Source organism: Clostridium boliviensis (assembly GCF_033342255.1).
Lineage (GTDB): Bacteria > Bacillota > Clostridia > Lachnospirales > Lachnospiraceae > Lacrimispora > Lacrimispora boliviensis.
Genome location: NZ_JAWONS010000221.1, coordinates 76,168 through 98,135, shown reverse-complemented (window position 1 = coordinate 98,135; position 21,968 = coordinate 76,168). Strand labels below are relative to the sequence as shown.

Here is a 21,968-nt window from a genome sequence, read left to right as displayed (position 1 = left end):
ATTATACTGAAATTAAAGAATGGAATCGTATTATTAATGTGATCTAGGCGGATATTAAAGTGCTAGATCTACCTTTGTTGAATACAGGCATAGAAAAATCATCAAAAGGGATCCTGATTTAGAAAGAAATTCTATTAGAAATTTAGTCTTTATTATTTTTATGTTATGTTTCAGAAAAAGAGCGGGAGAATATAAAACGACTACGACTGCAGTAAGATAGTATAATAGATATATAACTAACGAAAGGAATTTATATAATGGCAGTTTATGAAGAAATTTTAGATTGGGCACAGGGTAAACAAATATTTATTCAAGATGCTTTAAGAAGAATTATTACATCGACAGAGCTTACACAAAATGATATTGATGAACTTGTTCTATTAGTGAAAAAAGAATGTGGAGATACTTCTATTACTATTAATGCACTTCCTATAAACAGAACTCATATTCCTACAACAGTTTCAGTAAATGGAGATTATCCAAGATTAATTAGTTTAAGTAATCCAATAAATATTTGTGCTTTACATGAACAAGCTAGCTTACAATTTTCAAAGACAGGTTTGACTGTTATCTATGGAAATAATGGCTCTGGTAAATCAAGTTATTCGCGTATTTTTAGAAAACTTTGTTGGAGTAGAAATCCAAGTGTTATATTAAAGAAAAATGTTTTTAGATTATCTAGAACTCCCCAACAAGTTAATTTCGTTCTTGAAATTAATGGTATAAATAATTCGTTTACTTGGAATGAAAATAGTCAAAAAAATACGCTCCTCAATTCTATTTATGTTTTCGATAACGATTGTGGTGAAACATATATTAACAATGAAAATCCAACTGAATATAAACCTATTGGAATTGATGTCTTAGAAAAATTGATTTCAATATTAGGAAGAATTTCGCAAACATTAGAGTTGTCTATTTCACAATTTAATACTCAAAAACCTGTTATGCTACAAAATATGCATCAAACGAATTCTGCTCAATGGTATAAGAGTATTGAGACTTTACAACTTGCTGATGTTGAGTCACGAATTCAATTTTTTAATACAGATGTGGAGAGAAAACAACAACTAACTAATTTATTAGCATCACAAAATCCTCAGCAAAATATAACAAATTTAATAGCCAAGCGAAAACGGATAATCAACTACATACAACAACTATCACTTATAGAAGTATTATTTAACGAGCAAAATATAAAAGAACTAAGAATAAATCGAAATCAATTTGAAATTATAGAGCAGGCTAATATAATTGCTATAAATGAACTCAACAGTGTAAACACTTTAAATGGATTTGGAACAGACCCCTGGAGAACATTATGGGAAGCTGCAAAAAAATATGCAGAAAAATCAAAGCTCACGGATGGTAATAATTTTCCTTCATCAATTTCTTTAGAGAAATGTGTATTGTGTCAACAAGAACTTGATGAAAGCGCAAAAAAAAGAATGGCTTCATTTAATGACTATGTTCTTAATGACGTATCAACACAATTAAGTTCAATAAATGAAACAATTCAAAATAAAATAAATATATACAATTCTATAGTTGTACCTTCATATGAGTATTTTACTGAATTAGAACAATTTTTACCTGAATTACGTGAAGACTATGGTTTATTTGCAAGTTCTGTAGATATATTTAAAAATTTAATTATTTCATTTTTAAAAAGCGGTGGTAATCTTGACATTAATCTACTAACTCTAACACCACGTATAATGAGTATACTTCCAAGTATTGATTCAGAAATTAATATGAATAATCTGCTAGTGCAAGATAGAAATGCTTTAATTGCTGAGCTAAATGAACTTACTGTTAAAGAGTTTTTGTTTAATAATAAGGTGATAATTCTACAATATTTCAATGAGTATAAATACAAACAATGGATAAAAAATTGTCAGATGCAATTAGCGACAAATACAATATCGCGAAAGATTGGCGAGTTAATGGATACTCAAGCGGTAAATTTACAACACCAAGAATTTATATCACATTTGAGCTCTTTTAATAGAGATCTAGCAAGTAAAGTTCGGATTTCAAAAACAAAGACAAGTCAAGGGAGTACATATCAAAGGTGCGGCTTTTACAGCATTAATGATCCAATAAATTCTATTATGAGTGAAGGAGAGCAAAAAATTATTGCCTTATCAAATTTTTTGGCAGAATGTACAATTGATAACCGTTTAAATACTATAATATTTGACGACCCTGTTACATCTTTAGATACAAATTATAGAGATTTAATTGCACAGAAAATCGTCCAATTATCTGAAAATCGACAGATAGTAGTTTTTACTCACGATTTATCATTTTTGCGTTTGCTTATAGATACGCATAATACATTTATATTAACAGATTGTAATGTTATCTGTATTGATAAATACAATGAAATAAGTGGTATTGTTACCGATGAAATTCCATATTTAGTTAAAAACGTGCAGGAAAGGATTGATTCAATTAAGAGAATCCTAAGGGAATATGATTCACTTGAATTAAATGATGCGCATGGAAGAGAAATAAAGCTCGATTCTGCGCGAAAAAGGTTTCGGATGTTACTGGAACGTTCTGTTGAAGAAATTTTATCAAATAAAACTTATGAGCGATTTAATAAAAATATACATTTAAAAAAGGGAAATTTATCAAGTTATATAGTTACTGAAAGAGCAGATATTGATTTTCTTTTGAATCTATTTAGTAGATACTCTATAACAGAACATGATGGAGGAACATCAACAATCTCTCAACTGCCATCTAAAATAGAAATTGAACAAGATATCAGAAGCTTTACGACTTGGAAAGAAGATTTTAAACGAAAGTTATATGCATTTTCAGCAACATATCGTTAATTTAAAAAATGGGTGAATAATTTTCATTATAAAAAATAAAGTTATTTAGAAATTGCATTATATTAAATTGACATTAACTGGAATTTAAATGGAACATATACTAAAAAATTGGTGATACATTAGAAAAAGAATGCAAGTTTAAATAAGGAGAAAATATGAATGAATAATACAATAAAGTTGGAAGAAATATATTTAGCCAGGCCTTTTAGAACAAGAAATGCGGATGAGTATGGGATAGAAGAAATTTTAGATTTATTTGTTGATCCTACAGATGGGTTAAATAGGCCATTTGACTATGAAAATACAATCGTTAAAGGCAAAATGGGATCGGGAAAGACTATGTATTTAAGAGCCAATTATGCCTTTTATATACATACGTTAGTGTCTGATTTAATGGAAAATAATAATATTATTCTTCCGATTTATATTAATCTCAGTGATTGCCAAAATATATTAAATAGTAAAGAGATTTATGAAAAAATATTATTTAAAATAAATATAGGAATGGTAGAAATATGTGACAATCTTATATCAGCTGAAAAAATGGCAGAAATACATAAAGGTTGTCAGAATATCGGAATGCAATTACCAAGTCAAAAGAAATTAAGCGAAATTAAAAAGAAAATAAACTTAATGTCAGCAGCAGAATATATTGAAATAATACAAAAAGAAATAGAGACTGAGGGTAAAGCAGCATATAAATTTTTCAATCTTTGTAAAAGTGAACGAAATAAACAACAACTTGAACTGAAAAAAATAGGAACGCCGCAATTTGATGATATTAATAACACATATGAACAAATTTTAAAGCCTTTCTCTGGAAAATTAATTATCTTATTTGATGAAGTCAGTTCATTAAACAAAGATTTTTTTAGAGAAAATGAAAATGAAATATCATATTTCGAAATCCTTATGAATCAATTGAGAACTCTACAATTTGTAAGAACAAAAGTAGCAATATATCCATATAGTATATGCGATGTGTTAATGGAAACAAGATATGGTGATAATGTGCAGTTGGAAAGTGATATTTACAGTGGATATGAATCATATTTAAACAGGATTATTACTCTAATCGATAGGTATTTACAAAATGCTTCTCATGAAATAGCAAAAGCAGAGGACTTGTTTGAAATATCAAATGATGAAATGAGACCGATAGAACAATTACTATTTGCATCCAATGGAAATATGAGAAGATTAGTGCATCTTATTGATTTAACAATGGACTGTGCATATAGGAGAAATTCTGGAAAAGAAAAAATTACAACGGATGATGTATTTGAAGCAATAAAAAAGCAGGCGAGAGATTGTGAAAGTTTATTTACATATAGTGAAAATGAATGGCTATCTAGTATAATTAAGGTTTGTAGAAGTAGAAGTACATACCGCTTTATGTTTCCAAATAAGACAGTAAATCTTGCAAAATATATTAATAGATCATCAGAATATAACATAATAAATGTTATAGAGAACGGTGCAGGTAGAAAAGGAAGCACATATGAGTTTGATTATGCATATTGTGTATATAAAGATATACCAACACATTATATAGAGGGGACAGAGCGTTTGGACAAGTTAAGAAGTAATAAAAATGGAAATTTAATAAAAAAAGTTACTAGAATTACAGATACGCTTATACAGCAGGCTGTTATACCAGGAAAAATTGAAGGCGAAGTTACATTCATCAATTCAAAAAAAGATTATTATTTCGTAAATGGAGATGATGGAACGGAGTATACTTTTTCAAATACAAATATTATCGAAGATGATAAAAAGAAAAAAATACTAGTTTCAAAGAGAGTAAGATTTATTCCACATAGCTTAGGCGAATTGCTACTTGCAGAAGAAGTAGAAATATTATAGTATAATGCGAAACATAGTGTTTAAATTCAATGGCGACTTTGTGAGTTGAAATAATAGAAATATTGGATAAATGATTAAGAGAAAGGACAGAAAAATCGCACTTAAAGTTTAAACGTATCTTTAAGTGCTGAGAAAAGTAATTGGAATTTGGCAAGTAAATTAACTAGGAGTGTAAGGAATTAGTAAATATGATTATTTTATATGAGAAAGAAATTTTGAAATCAAGTTTACTCTAAACGTAAAATTTCATTGAAATATTACGTTAGAAGTGGTATAATATAATGAGAAGAAAGGAGGGCTTATATTGATCGTATTTAATTTAAAAAGCTTATTAGATAAAAGAGGTATGACTCAGACGGAACTGGCACGTAAGGCCGGAATAAGAGAGGCTACCATGTCTGCAATTCTAAATAACACTATTAAAGAGGTCTCTGTAATCAACATGGAAAAGATTTGTGATACCCTAGATTGTGCACCTGGTGATTTTATTGATAATATACCGGCGGCCGATTTTGAGAAGAGGAGGAATATATTGAGCAAAGAGTATTTTATCCCTACCACGACCAGGGAAGAACGTGAGAAAATTGTTAATGACGCTCTAGCTTTATCTACTTTAGATGCTCCTGAACCAACAAGACATACAAAACAGTTAGCAGATCAGTTTATCGAAGGTAATATATCTGAAGAAGATATGCTGAGGGCAGCTATCGAGAGATATCAACAGTAGGGAGAGGTAACATGAGAGATCCATATTTGTATGATGATGTTCCCGTTTTAATAAATAAGTTAAACATAAAAGATGCTGCTCGGCTACAGGCGGCGGAGGCTGATATTACATTTATTAAATTTCTTAGTATAGACAAGTTGAATCAGGGACAAGAGTTAGATTTTGATTATGTGAAAGTTCTTCATCGTCACATATTCGAAGACGTGTATCCATTTGCTGGTCAAACAAGAACAGTTCAAATTTATAAGGCTGAGGCTGTATTAGGTGGAGATACAATAAGATATTCACATCCTGATAATATAGAAGGACATGCTGTAAATATCATAGATGAAATGAATGGCATTAATTGGAGATCACTTAGTTTAGAAGATCGATCTATGATGTTTTCAAAAAACATTGCAGCGTTATGGCAGGTGCATCCTTTTAGAGAAGGAAACACAAGAACAACTATGACTTTTGCTTCTCACTTTGCGGGGAGAAATGATTTCCCACTTGATAAACAACTCTTCAGAGAGAATGCTTCTTTTGTAAGGAATGCATTAGTAAAAGCCTCTGATGGAATGTATGCCGATTACCAGTACTTGAACAAGATAATGAAAGACTCTATGGTACTGGGAGAGGAAGCCTTCATAGTAGATAATATTAAATCAGCGGGTTTTCGCCCCACAAAACTGCTCATTCAAGGAATGAAAGATATTAACCATGCGTTCCAAAAACTTAACTCAGTTAAAGAATTGAGAGATTATTATAAGAATATCAAAAGTCTTGACAAAGACAAAGGAGAATTGGTAAGATCCGTGGCAAAGGATTTCGCTGACCAAGAGATACAAAACAAGAAAGTTAAAAGTATTAATCGAGCCCAGAATATTTCTCCTGAGCAATAAAACGTATAAAGACTGTATAAACTATCTTGAGTTATTTTTCCATCCATAGAGCAATACTTAAAATAAGTAGATCTTATAAAGCTGCTATATTTACACAAAATTTAGAAAAAAACTAAAATAAGTATTGTAATACCATAAAATGGATGATATGCTTAAAGCACCATTTCTAGAACATTTTTTAGATCTTTTTCATATCGAAACATATTTTCCAACTGTACGCAATGCGAAATCACCGGGATGAGAAAATAGTATAACCCAGTGTCCTTTGTAGTCGGATAATTTTATAGGTCCGAATGTAGTCATCGCAGTAAAATCAGGAGCTTTCATTCCTGTGCTAACATTCATAAGTATTCCTTAATTGCATTTTGTAATAGTATATGACGGTGTGAAAAGAAATAGTTCTGTGATCTCTGTCCTTCTTATATATTTGTAAGATTTGGTTAATTATATTTTTAGCCTCCCCCAAAAAAGTTGAAAAACTTTTATTTAGGGTATTTAATATTTATGAAAGTTCTGGTATAATGGAACTCAGCACATTATTTTTATCTGATATTGCTTTCTTTTTATATTCTGGTTATCCCTGTTTTATTTCTTTTATTCCACAAACATATTTTAAATAACGGAATGTTTATGACCGTTTTTGACAGGTGCATTCATCAATGCATTTTCTTAATTTTCCTTTTTTAAAATTTCTCAACTAACGCTATGACTTAACCTTAATGCGGGTCTTGCTTGCTGCGTTTTTGTTTTAATTCCATATTCCCATATAAAATTTCTTAAGTTCATATTATCTTTCGGTAAATTTCCAATAATGGTAACGGTTCTAACTATATCTATTTTTCCCAATTATTTATAAACAGATTATTAAAAGAAGGAGATTTCTTAATTATTAAGAGAGGGGGACATCTTTAAGTGGCAGCTTATTTACATTTTTTTAAATAAATCAGGTTGGTGGTATGAATGAAAAACAGAAAGTTTATTGCTTTATTTAGTTTGTTATTAGTATTTGCAAGTATTCCGATGCCAAGCTGTGGGGCCTGGATTAAAGAAGGACACAGCAGGTCAGGTACAAAAAACAGTGCAAGCCCCAAAAGTGGAAAACCAGATGAGTCACAAAAGGAACCGGCTTCTCCTTACAAAGCAAAAAAGGTTTCCTGGAAGCTGTACTTTGTGGAAGCGGATAATCACAGCAATGAGATTTTTAAATCTCAGAGTGGACAGAGTGAGGAAGAGACGGAACTTACAATTGACTTCCCGGAAACGTTTCTGGGGAAAGACAAGTATTATTATCATTCCCGGGTATCCAGTCCCTGGAGTATGGTTATAAGCGGTACTGGGACCCAGAAATATTATGTGGAGTTTGAAAAGGGTGAGAAACTGCCAGAGGAAGATGATCCGGATCAGGAGACAAAAGATAAACTGAGTCAATGGCTGGATACAGCGAGAAAAGCAGATTTTGCTATTACAGGGAGTGAGCCTACAGATCAACAGCTGATTACAAAAAGTTTGGGAGAGAGCAATGAACGGCTTTTAAACCTCGCTTCAATGGCAGATAGCTCTGGACGCATGGAGCTGTATTTAATTGCAAAGAATCATACTCCTGCAATTTTAATTATTAGTCAAAAAATAAATAACATTAAGAATCTGTCACAGCTGATCATGACAGAATTGGTCGTTGATGGAGATACATACACGGTTATGAGAGTAGGGTTTGAAAAGACCTATGAGGAAAGCACATGCAGTCATGATCATGAAAGAATTCAACGGGTAGAACCAACCTGTACGGAAAATGGTTATGAAATTATAAGGTGCAGAAGGTGCGGTAAGGAGGAAAATGTGATTCTACCTGCGAAAGGACATACAGACATAGATTATGACGGAATCTGCGATATCTGTTTTAAATTGGTTAATAGAGCGCCGGAAGCGGTTCATTACAGCCTTGGAGATATCCAGGCCGGAATCATTGGTAAGCGTATTTATTTATTCCGCTGCATTGATGAGGATTATGAAGATACAATGGGGAACAGCCAGAAAACGGCACTGTTTCTTTGTGATAGTGTAATACGCTCCGACATTATCGGAGCTTCCAAAAAGTTGAACTTTGGAGACAGCAATAACTATAAATATTCTAATGTACGAGAATGGCTTCAAAAAAATGCAGTTGATTCGATTTTTCTCTCTGATACCTGCGTTGGCATAACGAAGGCCTTCTTAGGCTCAACCAGAAGGGGAATGTATGACCAACTAAATGAAAGCGGACTAACGGGATATGGCCGTTTATATCAGTCTATGAATGATAAAATCTTTATTCTGTCAGTGGAGGAGGGGTTAAGGTACAGGGATTATTTGTGGAAGTTTAATGGCAGTGATATTAATAATCCTAAATCCCAGATCTCCGCTTATTCCAAAGGATATTATCTAAGGACTCCGCAAGATGGTGGACCGAATGATTTTAGGTATGGCGAAGGGATTTATACAGTCAGTCTCACAGACGGGAACATACAGCCAGTTAATGTGTCAGAGACAAGTATCGGAATTAGACCTGTCATGACGATTCCGCAGGGATAAAGAGGTAGAGTGATGAAAAAAATTGTGAAACTGTTAGGGGAGACATTTCCTGGCATAATTGATTTATTTTATGGAATTTTGAAAAGCATAGTGGGAGAAGTTCCAATAGAGTTTATGGGAGCTGAATTTCAAAAAGGAACATTTTCTCAAAGTGTAAAGAGTTGCTTTTCAATCTATATAACGTTTAGGATATTTTGTTTTTTTATGATTATAAAACTGGGGTTAATGATTATAACGAGTATATTTAAAATTTCTACAAGGCATTTTGGCAGCTTTGAAAAAGAGACAATACATCATAAACAAGCCTTTGCAGTGGCAACCGGTACGAGCAAAGAGGTGACAAAATCATGAATATTCTGTTTTATATATTATTTGGATTTATTTTTGCATCAATTGTAGTTTTTATTTTTATCACACTATCCTCTTTGACAATTGTAAGTTCCGGGGACAAAGATCAGGAGGATCAGGAACAAATACAATGGATAAATGATTATGGAAAAAATTAGGAGAGAAAGGAACATGAGAGGTAATGCAAAAAGAATTATATCCCTTTGTCTTGCTGTTATTATCGCAGTAACTACAGTAGGGTATGCGCCGCCATCCTTAGCGGCTACTGCAATGACAAAATCAAAAATGGAAGAAGCAGTAGGAGCGCTTGCGTCTCCGTCACAAGCAGAGGAAAATGTGGCGGAGACGGCCACCCCGTCAGAGGCAGAAAGTCCGGGGGATAAAGCTACACCCTCTGAGGCAGAGAGTCCAGGGGGAAAATCAACACCTTCTGAAGCTATAAAAAAATTTGTGAGAGCAGAACCGGAAGAAATTCCGGAATATTACTCCCAGGTATCAGCTTCTGGAAAAAGGTTTTGGAGGTTTGAGGACCGGTATGGAATGATGCAATACCGGGATTATGGCTATATGCAGGGGGGAGTTGAATTCCCCTCATGGTATGAAGCGGATCAGACGGGATCTGTTGAAACACAAACAATTATTAATCAGGATGAGGAATTTTATGATCTAGCCCCGTACATATGGACTAGTGTGAAGCCCAATGAAGAAAATTGGAAGGAACTTTCCGAGCAGCAATATTGCAACATACAGAGGAAGAAGTTATTACAATTCGAGAATTGGGATGAAACAAAGTATGGCATATGGCATGTAATAGTAACAGAAAAGCAAGTTGAACATAAGGCTGACGATTATGATTTATCGGAAAAGGAATCATATCAGCAAAAAAGCTATGACCTATATTTTTTTTATGGGTTTGCACAAAATGTTCGTTCAAAGGACGATCCTAAATGGTTAGAGTCTGATAGTAACGGGCATGTGATGATGAGAGGAAGCACTTCGTATCAAAATATAATGGCAAAAATGGCGTTGAATGTGGAAGCTGAATCATTGATTCCTATAAAGTTCAGAAGATATAACCTAAATCAGGCAAATTCATTGGAAGAATTTTATGACGAAAAGGTGATTTATGCTGGTGAATGGCCAGCAAACAATAATGACTATGACGCCATGAATCTATGGAATTCAGATGCGAATTTAGAAAATGTTCAATTTCCAGTGCTTAAGAATGATGGAGACATATTTTTAGGATGGGCAAAAGATATTGAACTAAAAAATCCATTTTATGGAAGTATCAGTGCTGACAAGGAATATTTAGGGCAAGTACCACAGATTTTTAGAAGTACGAATTCATTCACCCAATATTTTAGTGTTGGAAGTGACAGCTCCCCCATTTCAAAGTATAACACTATTCCGGGATTTCCCTTAATACCTGGTGGTACCGAGGTGGAAGCTAGATCCTTTATGGGTCCTCATAATTCAAGTAGTGATAGGATTTATCAAGGTGTATGGATTCCTGGTGATAAGCCATCATTAATATTGATAAATGGACTTAAGGATTATTATGGTGGATTTGGATTTAGATGGCATGATTATCAATTTTTCCAATATTCCACCACAATGGCAGAAAATGTAGAAATGGTGGAAAGTATATCTGTAGCTCAGAATTTTGGCGATAAATTTAGCGACCTGAAGTTTAGAAAAACAGGATCAAGTGATTTAGGCTTACCAAATGCACTAACATATTTTTATGAAGGATATAGTGCTTCGAATTCAAGCACAAAATACTATGATTCACGAAGGCTTGTGGGGTATTTTTCCAAACCAAACGGCATGGGGCAGAAATTAGACGCCAATTATGAATTTAACAAGGTGGGAGATAAATATTACGCATATTTTGTACCAAAAACGCAAAATTTTCAGGTGGAATTCCAGGATGAATCAGGCAATACCATCAGAAAGGGTCAGGTGGTTCCAGGTCGTGCAATAAGCAACCCGCCAGTAGCACCTGATAAATCAGGGTACGCATTTAATGGATGGGTGGATGCAAGTGGCGGTAATTCCACTTTGACTCAAGTATTAAGGGATACCGTATTTAAACCAAGTTATCATAAGGAAAAGGAGGAACGCACATTAACGCTGGATACCAACGGGGGATCATTTGCAAACTATGGCGGATCAGGCAGTATATCGCTTCAGGTGGAGGTAGGGAGCGGCATAAATTCCATAATATACGGACAAAGCGAAAACATACCTTCCATGCAGGATTATGTATTTGACGGATGGTACGAGCAGCCAGATGGTCACGGTCGCTTGGATGACGTAACGGAAAATTTCATGCCTGATCATGATGTAATATATTACGCACACTGGATTAAGACTCATAAGCATATTGTTTACAAAGATTGGAATGGGAATATTTTAAAAACTCAGAAGGTAGCTATTGGAGAGGCTGCCACACCACCGACAGATCCAACCCGGACCGGATATACTTTTACAGGCTGGGATCAATCATATACTGACATTCAGGATGATACTATTTTAACCGCCCAATATTCCATTAATGGATATTTGTTGACTTTGAATGGAAATGGCGGAACCCTGGAGGGAAATGCTAAGAAAGAAATAGTGATTTCTTTTAACCAATCATTTGATCAGGCACTAAGAGATGGAAGAGATGAGGCAATACGACCTGGATATTATTTTGATGGGTGGTGCACCAGTAAATCAGGAGGAAACATCTATTCTTACAGTGGAAATCAGATGCCAGCGGCCAATGTGACCGACTTTGCTCATTGGACTCCAAATACTTACAATGTGATCTTTGTTGCTGATCAGGAACAGTGGCCGGGAGAAGTAATAAAAGAAAAACTAACCTTTGATACGGAACTTGGAAGCCTTCCCTCACCGAAAATTTATGGTTGGACGTTCCTGGGCTGGTGGACAGGAAAGAATGGAACAGGTACAAGGATTACGGAGCATACCATGGTAGAACCAAGGGATGCAGTGTATTTCGGTAACTGGGAGCCTGTAACTTATGAGGTCTGTTTTGTTTCAACGGTGGAGCAGCCGAATGGAGATTCGGTACAACCCTTTACAATAAAACAAAAATATGGTCAGGAATTTGGCAGTTTACCAATTCCTGAAGAAAAGGGTTATACCTTTAACGGCTGGTATGATGCAGATAATAACAAAATCAATCCTCATACAATCTTTCGGCCAGATTCCGGAGCGGATGTATTTACCTATCATGCAAAATGGAAAGCCAATTCATACAAAATCCGCTTTGTTTATACGGATGCAGATGGAAAACAGAATGTAGTAGAAACAGACCGAGATTATTTCATGCAGCTGGGAACGCTTCCGTTACTAGAGAAACCTGGCTATACCTTTGCCGGCTGGTTTAATGAAAGTAGAGAGAAAATAACCTCCGAAAGCTGGGTAGAGGCTGGAAATGTGGAATATAAGGCCAAATGGATCGCAAACCAGTATACAATTCACTTCAAGAGTAATTCAGAATTAATAAGTGATCCGAAAGATAAGACTGTAACATATGCCCTTCCAATTGGGGATTTTCCAATATTATATGAAACAGGGTATGCATTCCTGGGCTGGTATACGGAGCCTGAAGGTGGAACCCGAATTAGGGAGACTACCTTGGCAGCACTGGGGAATCAGACTTATTATGGTCACTGGTCTATCAGCTGGATTAATAATGGAAATGGTACATACAGAAGACCCGGAGCAGATGGTAGGTGGAACACAGCAGACGATGAACTCTGGTGGTATGGCCCGGATGGAATTATAGGAACTGAAGATGATCGCCAGATTCACATAATCCCTGGAGGGACCGAAACCTATATAGACAACGGTGACGGAACATACATCACACCGGGAGCCGATGGAAGTTGGACGAATCCGGATCACTGGTGGAGCGGCCCGGATGGGGAGATTGGTACTTCTGATGATAAAAAAATTGATAGTGGGAATGTTGATCCGGAACCTACGAACCCAGAATCTACACATTCAGAATTAGAGGATCGGGAGGAAGAGGAGATAATAACCGTTCCTCCTACACCGATTATTGACAGCACGGCAAAGCCAGAGGTACCTGATACCGGAGGAACATTTACCGTAAATCCAAATGATCCTCTTGAAGTTACCTACACAAAGCCGGATGGAACGACCGCAAAGGATGAATGGGTTGGCGATGGCAAGGACTGGTACCATGTTGATGAAAAAGGAAAGTTAAATTACGACTGGTATCTGGAAGGCGAAAAGACCTGGTATAAGCTTAACAAAGAACCGGGAGACAGGTTTGGTGCAGCGTTGAGTGGTTGGAATTATGAACCAATGGATGATAAGAGATATTTCTTTGATCCTGCTACGACTAAGATGCTGACCGGCTGGCAACTCATTGATCATAAATGGTATTACTTCACAAAACAGAATGAGTCACAAACTTATTTTGGAAGTAATCCTAGTGGAAGTAATCCGAATGGCTGGAAATACGATAAAACAAAGCCTGGTAAGCCTTATGGATCAATGTATCAAAATGAGAGGACTCCAGACGGCTATCTGGTAGATGAAAATGGAGTTTGGAAAAATAACGAGGAGGAGTAATGAGAAAAAAATTTGTGAGAGGGGTGGCATACGTTATGTGTGCCACCCTGACAGTCACCGCGGTACCGCCTTGGGCGGTATATGCGGAAACGGGGACAGAAACAAAAAGTTATAGTTCAGTGGCCACACCTTCTGAAGCAAGCCTCGATACAGAAATAGAGGGTGAAGAAATTGTTAAGGAAGAAGATCTGCCAGAAGTGGAACCGGAAAAGATTCCCACTGTAGATCCGGAAACGATTGAAATGCCAGTAACAGATCCGGTAGATAGTGCTACGCCGTCTGAAGCAGTGGAGCCTACTTTTACGGATATAAAAAAAGCGTTAACAGCTTCCCTTCTCTCTTCGTCCCCTTCGTCCAGTTCTCTGGGAGATATCTGGGATTCCTGGTCCGGTAAGACAAGCTTTGAATTTTTAAGCGGAGGTCAGGGAGAAGGAACAGAGGAAAAGCCATATCTGATTAAAACGAAAGCACAGCTGATGGGACTATCCGAACTATCAGCTATGGGTATGACTGTGCCTGATGCGGAAGGTGCTGATTACACAGGAGATTATTCGGGGTGTTACTTTGCCCTTGGCAGTAATATTGACCTGCAGGGAGTCAACTGGATACCCATTGGATTTTACCGGGATTCTACGGAAAACTCCGGAGAGGTTCCCTATCCGTTTTCTGGGAACTTCAACGGAAACGGATATACTATTAAAAACATAAAACTTGCTTCCTTTTCTGGTTATAACAACGTTGGACTTTTTGGTTCTGTAAAGGATGCAGTGATTGAAAACATGACCATTGTCCCGGACAGCAGTGAGATCAAGGGCAATGATCGGACAGGTGTTGTGACTGGTTATGCAGCAGATTCCATTATAAAAGATGTAACTGTTAAAAATGCCTATATCAGTTCCACCGGAATTTCCGGAGGAATTGCAGGAGAACTATCCGGAAGCGTGATTGAGAATGCAGCGTGCGAAAAAGTTATGATTGATGCCGCTGACGGAGCGGATGTGATTTATGCCGGTGGAATTGCGGGGATCGCATCGGATTCTTCTATCGTGGATTGTGAAGTTTCTACTGGTGATGGGACTACCGCAAGAATCCAGGGTACGGGTTATATCGGTGGGATCGTGGGATATCAGAATGCAACAGATATTCTTAACACCCATGTTAGTGGGACCATCGGCGGTTATCATTCCGCAGCCATTGGTGGTATTACCGGAAGATATGCAGCCGGTAAGTTAAAGGTAGCACGCTTTGAGGGAACCATTGGTAACTCTCAGCTGGGGTCCATGGCAAGGGAAGGAACCTTTATTGGAACCAGACAGGGAGCAGCAACAAACTTTAATTTCGTTGATGATGTAGCCTATTTATTTGCAGATACTGAAAGCAAGATTAGTGCCAATGTATGCGGATCAGAGATCATTGACGATAATGATTATACCTATGATGCACATATAGGCTACTGGCATTCCGGAGATCTTTATTACACTCTGGTACAGGGCGGTGCGAAAAAATCCAGTTCCGATCAATACTTTTACGAAGAATTGGAAAATGGAATCTTAACTGTCATGGATGAGGAAACTGGGGATTATACCTTAGATCATTTTGCCCCCAATTCCCTGGGACATCCGGTAAGAGGGTATTTGCTTACCGTAGATCAGATCGATACCATTGCCAATGGCCAGAACTTTTATGATATTGCCTCCATGGAAGTAAGAGGTAATTCTCAGTATTCAAAAACCATTGATAAGGAGAAACGGGGAGCCATTGGAGCTGGGAGCGTGGTCAGTATAACCACTTCTCCGAACAATACAGACACAGAAAAATTCCAGATGGAGGGAAGCCCTACTTACACCAATGCAAAGGGAAAGAAAAGGAGCACCACCTACTCAGACGGCAGCCATTCGTATAACTTTACCATGCCGGATGAGGATATAAGTGTTTCCGCTGTATACAAAAAGGTGGCAGTTTCCATCAATGTAAATCCGGAAACCTATACCTTTCAAGTGAGCCAGACAAGAACCGGAAACCGGAAGAATCCATCGAAGACCATGGAGATCCGGAATAAGGAAGGAAAGCTGATTGCCCGGCATATTAACGGTGCGTTAGAGCAGGGAACCCAGGTTCAGCCGGTGAATATATCCGCCCTTATTGATGCGAATAATGATGTATTCGATAACCGGGTGAAGTGGGGCATTGATGATCCGGAGTTAATCCGTCTTGCGAAAAACGATGATGAGGAAACGGATGGCTATACAGCGAAATCGGCCAGTATCTCATTGAATATGGAATCTGCTTTTTTTACGGATATTATTCAAGAAGCGGAAAAGAAACAGGCAGAAGAAAGTTATCAGTATAAGATTCCAAATACCATTTACGGCGCAGGGCATCAAAATGGGGGAGTTGCAGTACTGACAGCTCAGACCAGACCCTCAACTTCCTTTGAAGGAAAACCCTGTACCGATAACTGCCGGATCAATGTCACCTTTCAGATCATTGATAATACGTTAGTAGCAACAGAAGGGGCAGTGCTTGATAAGACAGCTTTAACCTATACCGTTACAAGGACTTTAACGGGGGACCGGACAGCACCGGAGGAAAAAATAACGGTAACAGCTCCCCAGTCCCTGACAGCAACTTTTACTCCGGATTACTTTTCTAAAGATGAAGTAACCTGGACAAGCTCCGATCCAGCCGTCCTTACCGTATCACAGGATGCGCAGGCTTACCGGGAAGCTTCCATTTCTGCGATCAAGGATGCCAAGTGGATTAAGGATATCATTACTACTGATGATGGAATACGAAACAATGATATTTACGAGAAAATACAGGGTAGCGGAAACAGAGAAGCAACGATAACGGTGGTCGGAAAAGATAAACTGGGAAATCAGGCATCAGCTGTCTGCCAAGTAAAGGTAGACTTCACTACCAATGACCAGACCAGAATTGTACCAGAGGGAATTATCTTAAGTCAGACAGCACTTTCCTACAAGCTGGGATATCAGAAGGCTGGGGATATCAATTCCCAAACGGTAAAAAAGACTGGTTTTGAAGCAAAGAAGCTGACAGCCATTGTTCTTCCAGTACTGGAAAGGACCGCAGAGCATGAGCCTTACAATGAGACTGTGGTATGGACCTCTTCCGATCCGGGAGCGGTAATGGTGGATCAGAGCGGGACTGTTACTCCGGTAGATGGAGCAGACTGGATCAAAGAAGCGCTTTTAGGAGCACCATACAAGGGAAAAAAAACAGCAGAGATAGCCGCTGTAACGTCAGACGGAAAAAAGATAGCCTCCTGCAGCATAACACTTACCTTTCAAGCAGAGTGCATCGAAGCAGACCGGGAAACGGAACAGTTTGACCTGGTACTTACGAAGTCGGGAAGAAGAAGCAATCCAACCCTTACCTGGAGGGGAGGAGAAAGCAAAATATTTGCTGCCTCCATTTACTCCACAAATGAGAAATCAGTTTTATGGAAATCATCCGACAATGGAATTTTAACCGTAAACAAGAATGGATCAGTCGCACCGGTAGTCCTAAACAGAAATAAAGAAGTGACAGCTGGCTGGATCAAAGAAGCAATAAACAAACAGTCCAATACAGAAACAGCTGCAGCTGATATTTATGCCTTATCCAGTGATGGAAATTTATCAGATCCGGTACATGTGATTCTTACTTTTAAAGTTGTAGATCAGACCTATTCCTCCGGTGGTAGCAGTGGGGGAGGAGGCGGCGGTGCACGCTCCGTAGGCGTAACAACCGCTGGAAATACCAAAGGGCCGGCAGCTCCTGCAGGTGCAGTAACCGGCACATGGACACAGTTGGCAAGCGGAAAATGGATTTTTGCTACAGATTGGACCTACTCGGATGAATGGGCATATATCAGTAACCCATATGCAGGAAACGGCCAGGAGCCAGCGTCATGGTTTCGATTTGATAAAGATGGATTTATGATAACTGGCTGGCAGACAGATGCAGATGGAAATACCTACTATTTGAGATCTGCATCCGATGGTACCCAGGGACAGATGCTTACGGGTTGGCAGTACATAGATAATACTTGGTATTATTTCAACCCAGTATCAGATGGAACGAGAGGAAAGCTTTTAACAAACACGGTTACTCCTGATGGCTATACCGTAAATGAGAAAGGGCAGTGGAACAAGGACGTTGAGGTGGTTACGGTATGAAAATAGGATATCAGGTTGTTATGGTATGTTCTGCTCTTATGAAGAATGGAAAATTTATTAGCTTTGAAATTCCTGTAGAGGTACCGTTTGCAACCCAACAGGAAGCAGAATGTCATGAATCCAATTTTTCGGCCAGAATGGAACGAAAGGACGTTGAGGTCGTTATCAATCTTTACCAGAGGAACCAACAGGAACAGGATTTGGTTGGAACCATTCGCTGGGAAAACAGGAATCTCTATAAGTGCACTATAACAAGGGAATCAAGTGTAGGTAAAACGTTCATAGATCCCGTTGAAGATGAAGAACCATGTGCTATGGACAATGGAATACTACCTCTTTTAACGGAAAAGGATAGTTTTTCATTACAATATTTAGCTTACGGAGTAGAACCTCTTTCATATAACGGGAAAGAGGAAGAGTAATTAAAAGAATATCTCCTCTGCTAAAAGCAGAGGAGATAGGAGGAAGATATGAATCGTGTGATTTTAATGGGAAGGCTGACTCGCGATCCCGAAGTCCGTTATTCCCAGGGTGAAAAGTCCATGGTCCATGGCAATTGCAAGATATAGCTTAGCCGTTGATCGAAGATGGCATAAAATTCAGGAAAATGAACAGATGGCAGATTTTATCAACTGCGTGGCGTTTGACAGAGCGGGGGAATTTGCAGAGAAATATTTCAGACAGGGTATGAGAGTCTTAATATCAGGACGCATTCAAACTGGAAGTTATACAAATAAAGACGGCATTAAGGTTTATACAACAGATGTTGTTATAGAGGATCAGGAATTTGCAGATAGCAAGAATGCATCAGGTGATAATTCCAGACCAGAACCTTCCAGTGCCACGGGTGATGGCTTTATGAATATCCCGTATGGGGTAGACGACGAGGAATTACCATTTAATTCATAGGAGCTGTCTAATAAATATTTTGCGGCTAAGTGTACATTGACAACCGAATATGTTTAACCGATAGAACTTCAAATTTACGAAAGGGAAATTAGCTATGAAAAACAAATTACTTTAGCATCTGATTATTGATATAAGTATTGCTTTCGTTATATTGTTTCTTGATGAATTAAGGAGAAGAAGAAAAGAAATCAAGAAATTGAATCAAAAGCTTGATGAAACGAAATCCAGTATTCAGGGTATAGAATTGAGTGTCGAAATTATGGAACAAGGTTATAAGGAAATAAATAACTCTATAAAACACCTTCCTCCAAAAGAAACTCAATAAAATATTCAGATATATTGTATTAGATTTATAAACGTGATATAATACATATATGGAGTACAAAAACAGTAATAATGTGGTTTACTCATGCAAATACCATGTAGTCTGGTGTCCCAAATATCGGCGTAAGGTTCTAGTGGAACCAATCTCTGAACGATTAAAGGAGCTGATCGAACAAAAATGTTCAGATATAAAGGCTGATATAATCGAAATGGAAATTATGCCTGACCATGTGTACTTGCGGATAGAAGTAGACCCACAATTTGGAATTAATAAAGCGGTACGTAGTATTAAGGGTTATACATCGTCTGTTTTACGCAGAGAGTTTAAAGAACTGACAACCCGCCTTCCTTCTCTTTGGACAAACAGTTACTTTGTGTCCACAGCGAACAGTGTGCCGCAAACGGTTATTAAGCAGTATACAGAAAGCCAGAAAACATCGGAAAGGAAGTAAACATCCTGACGATAAAGTGAAAAGAAAGGCAGGTGGTATTATGTCAGAAGAATACCAGATCTATGGTGAAACAATCAACAAGACCGTGAAAAAAAGTTATTGGGATGCTGCAATAGGACTTCAACGAGTAGATGGTCTTACTCCTACAAAATATTTATCTGAATTGGCAGAAGCAAATATTGAGGGGGAATTGTCATATCACCAAATTGAAGATTTATTGTATAAACGGTATGAAAATGAATCTAGTGAGGATATTGAGAATCGCAACAAAGAAGCAGATCTTGTAGCTGCCAGAATTGCACACATTCTTGACAGTCCGGGTTATCCTTCGAAAATTACTTCGCTAAAAGCAATTCACAAAGAGCTTTTTAAGGATATTTACGATCATGCCGGGCAATTTAGGAAGGTCAATATTTATAAACCGGAACCAGTCTTAAATGGAGAAACGGTAAAGTATACAAATTATACGGCTTTGGAAGATACGCTTGAGTATGATATGGATACTGAGAAAAGTAAAAGTTATGCTGGTCTTACTGAGAATAAGGTAATTAAGAGAATTGCTACATTTACTTCTTCCATCTGGCAGGCACATCCATTTATGGAGGGTAATACCAGAACAACGGCAGTATTTATGGAATGTTACCTTAACAATATGGGATTTTCAGTAGACAATACCATGTTTAAAGATTACAGCCAGTACTTTAGAAATGCACTTGTGAGAGCAAACTTTGCGGATTACAGGAATGGAATTACAGAAACAAACCAATACCTTGAAAATTTCTATAAAAATCTTCTTTCAGGCGCTGGGTTTCAATTAAGAAACAGGGATCTTATTTTAAAAGAACGCTTTACACCAGGCAGAGACAAAGGAATCGAACTGTAAGAGTAAAAATTTGTAAAAACTACCAAAATATGATAAAATTCTTTAGGAAAGTATCAGATATAGAGCAGTCAAAAAGAACAGCCTGAGGAAAACTCAAGCTGCTCTGAATGTGATTCTTTCCAATTGTACCAATTTGCGGACGGTCAGCCGGTAAGTGTATGGGGATTGCTTTTCCCCCTGGTGGCTATAATGGTGGTTTTCATCCTTAAATTTACGGAAAACAGACCGTATTTTAGGACCGAGGATATTTTAGGGCATGTTTCACAGAACTTCCAGAGGGAAGCCTGAAAAAAACAATATAAGGATACAGGACAGTTAGCAGAGTCTTGCATACGTCCTTCCGGCTTGTTTCATTTGACAGCCGCCACAGACAGGACAGATAAGGATATCATAATTCCAAACCGCTTTTAACAGTTCTGTCATGGAAAGGTCTGCATATTTCTGCCTGAACTTCTGGCAGCCCTGCAGGCGAAAAATAACTTTAAGATTTTTCGATTTAGTACGGTTGTTTAAAAATCCGTAATAACGGATTTTCTGAAATCTCTGCGGGAGTACGTGCATGAGAAAACGCCGGATGAATTCCTGGTTATCAAGGGTGATCTCCCGTTTCGGTTCACCGGGCTTTTTCCCTCTGGCAGAGAACGTGTTTTTTGTCTCTGTAACAGAAAGAATCCGGCTGTTGGAAATGGCGATTTTATGAGTATAACGTCCCAGATATTCAATGGCATTACCAAATCCATTAAATGTTTCTTTGATGTAGGGACAAAGTCCTTATTATAAAGCTTGTTTTTGAATTCAGACCAGTTGTAGGAATTTCGTAGTTCTTTACAAGAAGACGAAAAAGAGAGCTTTCCACTATGATAATAAACCTCCATTTCAGCCAGGTATTTTCCTTTAAACTTATCACTGAGAAAACCCCTACCGGAATAAAAAACCTGTTTTACCAATGCTTCTTGCTTTAAGTCTGGGAGAGTGGAAATAAAAGTAAATGCCTTATCTTTTGATGGAACGAAAGGAAGATAGGCATCAAACTTACGCATAGGGAGCTGGGTAGGATCCCATGGCTTATGAAGGACGTAGAGAGTAAAAAAACGAAGCTGGGAAATACAATGGTTTATGGTCCTGTCAGAAAGTTCTTTTTGATTTTGAAGCCAGAAAATGAAATGACCAAGTTCCTCCCATGAAACGTCCTCCGGAACTTTGTGAAGAAATTTATCAAGGTAATGAAGATAATCCCTGACATAAATGGAATAAGATTTCAGGGTATGGTCGGTAAGACCGCGAAGGGAGAGCATCTCCCGATAAGAGTTTAAATAGTCCATAAAGGAACCTCCTTAAGATGAATGTGAATAGAGTTCTT

At 37.4% G+C, this 21,968-nt stretch carries 14 protein-coding genes and 2 pseudogenes; 13 read left to right on the top strand and 3 right to left on the bottom strand.

The window, feature by feature from the left end; all coding sequences use genetic code 11:
• Window positions 1-257 precede the first annotated feature (257 nt).
• The 4 genes from RZO55_RS14535 to RZO55_RS14520 all read left to right on the top strand — a co-directional run bounded on the left by RZO55_RS14535 (window position 258) and on the right by RZO55_RS14520 (window position 6,323).
• Window positions 258-2,846, top strand: coding sequence for an AAA family ATPase (locus RZO55_RS14535; protein ID WP_318064983.1), 2,589 nt, complete (start codon window positions 258-260; stop codon window positions 2,844-2,846).
• 159 nt (window positions 2,847-3,005) lie between these two features.
• Window positions 3,006-4,712, top strand: a complete 1,707-nt coding sequence (locus tag RZO55_RS14530) for an ORC-CDC6 family AAA ATPase (protein WP_318064982.1) — start codon at window positions 3,006-3,008, stop codon at window positions 4,710-4,712.
• 304 nt (window positions 4,713-5,016) lie between these two features.
• Window positions 5,017-5,439, top strand: a complete 423-nt coding sequence (locus RZO55_RS14525) for a helix-turn-helix domain-containing protein (RefSeq protein ID WP_318064981.1) — start codon at window positions 5,017-5,019, stop codon at window positions 5,437-5,439.
• Window positions 5,440-5,450: 11 nt separating this feature from the next.
• Window positions 5,451-6,323, top strand: coding sequence for a Fic/DOC family protein (locus tag RZO55_RS14520; RefSeq protein WP_318064980.1), 873 nt, complete (start codon window positions 5,451-5,453; stop codon window positions 6,321-6,323).
• Between the two features lie 189 nt (window positions 6,324-6,512).
• Here the strand turns inward: RZO55_RS14520 and RZO55_RS14515 are convergent, their stop codons facing one another.
• A complete protein-coding gene (locus RZO55_RS14515) occupies window positions 6,513-6,650 on the bottom strand; it encodes a redoxin domain-containing protein (protein WP_278321386.1) in 138 nt (45 codons plus the stop codon).
• Window positions 6,651-7,283: 633 nt separating this feature from the next.
• Between RZO55_RS14515 and RZO55_RS14510 the strand changes: the two genes are divergently transcribed.
• From RZO55_RS14510 to RZO55_RS14470, 9 genes and pseudogenes are all read left to right on the top strand, one after another.
• Entirely contained in the window at window positions 7,284-8,891 is a 1,608-nt protein-coding gene (locus RZO55_RS14510; RefSeq protein WP_318064979.1) for a DUF6273 domain-containing protein, read from the top strand.
• Window positions 8,892-8,903: 12 nt separating this feature from the next.
• Complete coding sequence (locus RZO55_RS14505; RefSeq protein WP_318064978.1) at window positions 8,904-9,242, top strand: hypothetical protein; 339 nt, start codon at window positions 8,904-8,906, stop codon at window positions 9,240-9,242.
• A gap of 168 nt (window positions 9,243-9,410) precedes the next feature.
• Complete coding sequence (locus RZO55_RS14500; RefSeq protein ID WP_318064977.1) at window positions 9,411-13,859, top strand: InlB B-repeat-containing protein; 4,449 nt, start codon at window positions 9,411-9,413, stop codon at window positions 13,857-13,859.
• Window positions 13,859-18,040 (top strand): N-acetylmuramoyl-L-alanine amidase family protein, encoded by a 4,182-nt coding sequence (locus RZO55_RS14495; protein ID WP_318064976.1) that lies wholly within the window; start codon window positions 13,859-13,861, stop codon window positions 18,038-18,040. The genes RZO55_RS14500 and RZO55_RS14495 overlap by 1 nt, the downstream gene beginning before the upstream one ends.
• Window positions 18,037-18,462: a hypothetical protein gene (locus RZO55_RS14490; RefSeq protein ID WP_318064975.1), complete on the top strand. Its 426-nt coding sequence runs from the start codon at window positions 18,037-18,039 to the stop codon at window positions 18,460-18,462. Before RZO55_RS14495 ends, RZO55_RS14490 begins: the two co-directional genes overlap by 4 nt.
• Before the next feature lie 48 nt (window positions 18,463-18,510).
• A pseudogene (locus RZO55_RS14485) lies at window positions 18,511-18,949 on the top strand (single-stranded DNA-binding protein).
• Window positions 18,950-19,100: 151 nt separating this feature from the next.
• Window positions 19,101-19,274, top strand: coding sequence for a hypothetical protein (locus tag RZO55_RS14480; RefSeq protein ID WP_318064974.1), 174 nt, complete (start codon window positions 19,101-19,103; stop codon window positions 19,272-19,274).
• Window positions 19,275-19,323: 49 nt separating this feature from the next.
• Window positions 19,324-19,725, top strand: coding sequence for an IS200/IS605 family transposase (gene tnpA, locus RZO55_RS14475; protein WP_318064973.1), 402 nt, complete (start codon window positions 19,324-19,326; stop codon window positions 19,723-19,725).
• Window positions 19,726-19,741: 16 nt separating this feature from the next.
• Window positions 19,742-20,608, top strand: a complete 867-nt coding sequence (locus RZO55_RS14470) for a Fic family protein (protein WP_318064972.1) — start codon at window positions 19,742-19,744, stop codon at window positions 20,606-20,608.
• Between the two features lie 315 nt (window positions 20,609-20,923).
• Here RZO55_RS14470 and RZO55_RS14465 read toward each other — a convergent pair whose 3' ends face one another.
• Together RZO55_RS14465 and RZO55_RS14460 are read right to left on the bottom strand one after the other, a co-directional pair.
• On the bottom strand, window positions 20,924-21,322 hold the full coding sequence (locus tag RZO55_RS14465) for a transposase (protein ID WP_318065000.1): 399 nt from the start codon (window positions 21,320-21,322) through the stop codon (window positions 20,924-20,926).
• Between the two features lie 353 nt (window positions 21,323-21,675).
• Window positions 21,676-21,930, bottom strand: a pseudogene (locus RZO55_RS14460) (phage integrase N-terminal SAM-like domain-containing protein); the annotation flags it as partial.
• Window positions 21,931-21,968 lie beyond the last annotated feature (38 nt).